The sequence below is a fragment of the Negativicutes bacterium genome, from assembly GCA_018052945.1.
Taxonomy (GTDB): Bacteria; Bacillota; Negativicutes; order JAGPMH01; family JAGPMH01; genus JAGPMH01.
The window spans coordinates 1-4,003 of sequence record JAGPMH010000076.1 but is presented as its reverse complement, the minus strand read 5'-3'; the positions used below and the strand labels follow the sequence as shown (position 1 = coordinate 4,003).

Sequence of the window (4,003 nt, the reverse complement as noted above, 5' to 3'; positions counted from 1 at the left end):
GCTCTATGCTTGTAGCAATTAAAGCAGCCGCAGTAGATGCTATACCATCAATTACCACCGCCTTACCAGCTTGAGCTAGACCGATAATAAACCCTGAAATAATTAGAATGTCTTTATTTCTAATATTATCAAGACTAATTGTATTGTTGTTATAATATAATTTTATAAACTCATTAGTACTGGCAACTATTTTCGAAGAAATCTGGCCTAAACCAATTACATCAAAGGTTTTAAATTTGTTATTTGTAGCTAGTTCTAAGCCTGTTTTTATATAGTCATCACTACTATTAAAACTCATATTAGTTATTATGTTATCAAGGTTTAGTAGCATTGTTTGAGCATTTACATGTTCAGCAAATACTTTAGTTGCGATACTTATTTCAGAGTTTTCACTTAATACAACTATCATTTTATTAATTTTTGCAGGCTTAGGATTACTAGTTAATCCAGCAATTTTTTTTGCTATTAACTCAAAATAATATAAACTATTTAATGGTTTTGTTAAATTATCTAATCTTATTTGACATTTTTCCATAGCTTCTATATCTAGTTCAGGAATATTAAATTTGAAATTTGTTAACATTATTTTTCCTCCAGGACTTCATTATTAACTAAATTCTGTAGTATTTTAGTGCCACAAGTTAGTAATTCCATAACAACTGATGCACCAATAGCTTCTCCTAGACATACTTTCATATCTACACAAGGCTTTAAGTTTAATAAATCTAAAGCTTTTATATGAGCAGGCTCACCTGATAAGTGCGAGGAAAAAATATACTCCTTACATAATGGATTAATCGCATTAGCAATTAAAGCGGATGCAGTAGTATTTAGTCCATCAATAACAACAGGACATTTATTAATTGCAGCACCTAAAACTACTCCAGCTAAAGCACCAATTTCAAAGCCACCTACTTTAGCAAGAACATCTACACCGTCTGTAATATCAGGATTATTAATCTCTAATCCCTTTTTGACAACCGCAATTTTAATTTCTAATCTACTATCGGAAATTCCTGTTCCTCTACCAGTAACAATTTCCGGAGGTAGTTTAGTAAATGCACCAACTATTGCAGCTGATGAGGTTGTATTTCCAATCCCCATTTCTCCTAAACTAAAACAACTATATCCTTCTTTGACTTTTTCGTTAACAATTTCAATACCGGTTTCAATTGCTAATATTGCTTGTTCCCTGCTCATAGCCGGACCTTTGGTAAAGTCAGCAGTTCCATAGGCAATTTTTTTATGTAGTAAACCAGCGACATGAGATAAATCTCCACATACGCCCATGTCTGCTACAACCATATCAGCATTACAATAATTAGCAAAAGCATTCGCACTTGCACCTTTAGAAACTAAATAATTTGCTGTCATATGAACTGTTGTTTCAACCGGATAAGCACTTATTCCTTGTTGTGCAACCCCATGATCAGCACAAGTTACAACCATACAATTTTTCGTCAAAGGCGGTGTAATAGTTCTTCTAATTCCGGCATATTTTCTAATCATAACATTTAACAAACCTAAATCACCATTAATAATATTATCACCTTGTAAAATACTAGTGACCTTATCCATAACTTCAGCATCAGGGGGGATTATAACTTTTGTACTATTTAATAATAAACTCATCTTAATCTCCTTGTTATATAAATGTTTCATAAAAAACAAAAGGCTTTTTTGGTAATATACCAAAAAAGCCTTTTGTCCACAAAGGTTTTCAACGATTTAGGCAGGTCTCCTGGCTCCCGAATCAACAAAATCTTACGCCTTCCCGATAAGTGGCATTGTAAGTTCTCCTCGGTACAGTGGTGGGCCCGCGCTTATGCATATTACTGCTCTGACTTCCCTATTATCTACAATTACTTGTAGCACCTTAATCGTATCTTATTTTTTTATTATTCTAGCAAAAAAAAATATTTGTGTCAAATCATCTTTTACTAAACGAGATAATATTATAAATAAGGAAAGAATTTTTGATCTTCACTCAACATATGTTCTAGCACTACATCATCTAAAATATAGGCAATTAATTTTGACGTTTTTGCTTTTCCAGATACATAATCTTGTTTTAGTATTAAAGCCTTTTCATATAATTCATGATGTAAAGTAACATGTTCATCGAAGTTATTATAGTTGATTTTTTTTAATATCACTTCTTCAGCGGCAAAATGAGTTTTAATTTCTGTTAAAATTATTTCAACTTTATCCATTATTATTGTCATATCAGCTTTAGAAACCATTATATTTTCAAATAAATCATTAGCTATTTCTAGGAGTTTTTTGTGCTGAGAATCAATTTCACTATTACCACTTTCCCATTCTTGCCGCCAACCAATAGTTAATGCTAATACAGGGTTCTCGTTCTCTACTATTGCTGTTGCAACAATAACTTTATTTCTACCAGTTTTTTTTGCTTTGTAAAGAGCTTCATCGCCTCTTTTATACCAAGAATCAAATTTTTCATTATAATTTTTTTGTGCTACACCGATACTGACCGTTACACTGCCGGCAATTGGATGAATTGTTGTAGCAATGGCCATTCTAATTTTCTCAGCAACAACAATCGCATTTTGCAGACTGGTTTGAGGCATTAATACTACAAACTCTTCTCCGCCAAATCTTACTAATACATCTGCTGACCTAATATTATTTTTAACAACATTAACAGTTTGTTTTAATATTTCATCACCGATATTATGGCCCCAAGTATCATTAACTTTTTTAAAATGATCTAAATCTAAACATAGTAGCGAAAAATCTTCATGATAACGATCAGCTCGAGCAATTGCTTTATCAATGCCTTGATCCAGTATTTGTCTATTAAAAGCACCGGTTAATTTATCGGTAATAGCCATTTTTTCATGAATCTTTTTTAGTCGAATCTCTTCTTGCATTGTTGATTGTAGCTTTTTAACAGCTTCAATTAACATCCCAACTTCATCATTGCGTTGAATATCGTATTCTAACTCTTGAACTTTTTGACCATTTAAGATTATTTTTAAATATTTAATAATTATTTTAAGAGGTTGAAATAAATTAATTTTAAAGTATTGCCAAGTGAAAAAAAGAAATAATATCACAAAGGTAAAACCTATTAGGGCAATATTAAGTTCTAGTGATGCTTCTTCTTTTTTTTGCATGACAAATTTCTTATTTTCATTACTTACTTCGTTTATCAGTTGAAAAATAGAATCTAAGGCCGGAATTGAGTTTTGGGATAATAAGTCTATATCAGTTTTTGCAACACTATTATTTAAACTCTTTTTTAGAATTTTATCTTGTAAGGGACGATATGAATTATAATATTGATTATAAATCATATCTCTTTTTATTAACAAATTTTCTTTTTTGAATTCAGTAATTTCACTTTCAATATGATTCCAAATATAATCAGCTTTTAGTCTAGTATCAAAAAATTCATTGTAATTATCAGTGCTAATCTTGTCACCAGCACTTAAAGATGCTGTTAAAACACTAGAACTATAACCACTGTATATTCTAAAGTCAAGACAATCTAGCTGAAATCGCTGATATAAATTGTAAAGATCCGTCGTTTGCTCTTTTTTTCTTAAGGATACAATAATATTTTTAATATTAAACATAAAATTTGTTGATTTTCTTAGCCATTCTCTGCGTAATAGCTGGTTACGATCTTTTGAATTTTTATCAAATTCAGCAGAAGCATCATTGCGCAATTTTAAGTAATTATTATAATCAGTAACTAAGATTTTCGCTAAGCTCGGATCAATATCATTTAACCTTTCTAGTGCTATCGCAATATTAGTATCAACTTGTGCTTGTCGATTAATAATAAAGTTTTTATTATTAATCGAAATTTGTTCATTGGAAGATAAAACAACATTTGTTCTACCTCTCTCGAATGCAAGTCCCTCAATGCTGGCAAACAAAGGTTCTGTGGCACTATTAATTTTCCAAATAATATTTGCTCGATTATTATTATTAATAGCATTATTTAAAAAAACTGAGGACAACCCTACTA

Annotated in this window: 3 protein-coding genes and 1 riboswitch; all 3 genes read right to left on the bottom strand. The window is 30.8% G+C overall.

Annotation, left to right across the window (positions count from 1 at the left end):
* Positions 1–583 (bottom strand): nicotinate-nucleotide--dimethylbenzimidazole phosphoribosyltransferase (locus KBI38_08100; protein ID MBP8630007.1); only part of this gene is annotated, 583 nt, incomplete at its 3' end.
* Positions 583–1,632 (bottom strand): nicotinate-nucleotide--dimethylbenzimidazole phosphoribosyltransferase, encoded by a 1,050-nt coding sequence (gene cobT, locus KBI38_08095; GenBank protein ID MBP8630006.1) that lies wholly within the window; start codon positions 1,630–1,632, stop codon positions 583–585. The genes KBI38_08100 and cobT, both read right to left, overlap by 1 nt.
* An 81-nt stretch (positions 1,633–1,713) precedes the next feature.
* Positions 1,714–1,894, bottom strand: a riboswitch (cobalamin riboswitch).
* A 61-nt stretch (positions 1,895–1,955) separates the two neighbouring features.
* A partial coding sequence (locus KBI38_08090) for a diguanylate cyclase (GenBank protein ID MBP8630005.1) occupies positions 1,956–4,003 on the bottom strand: 2,048 nt, incomplete at its 5' end.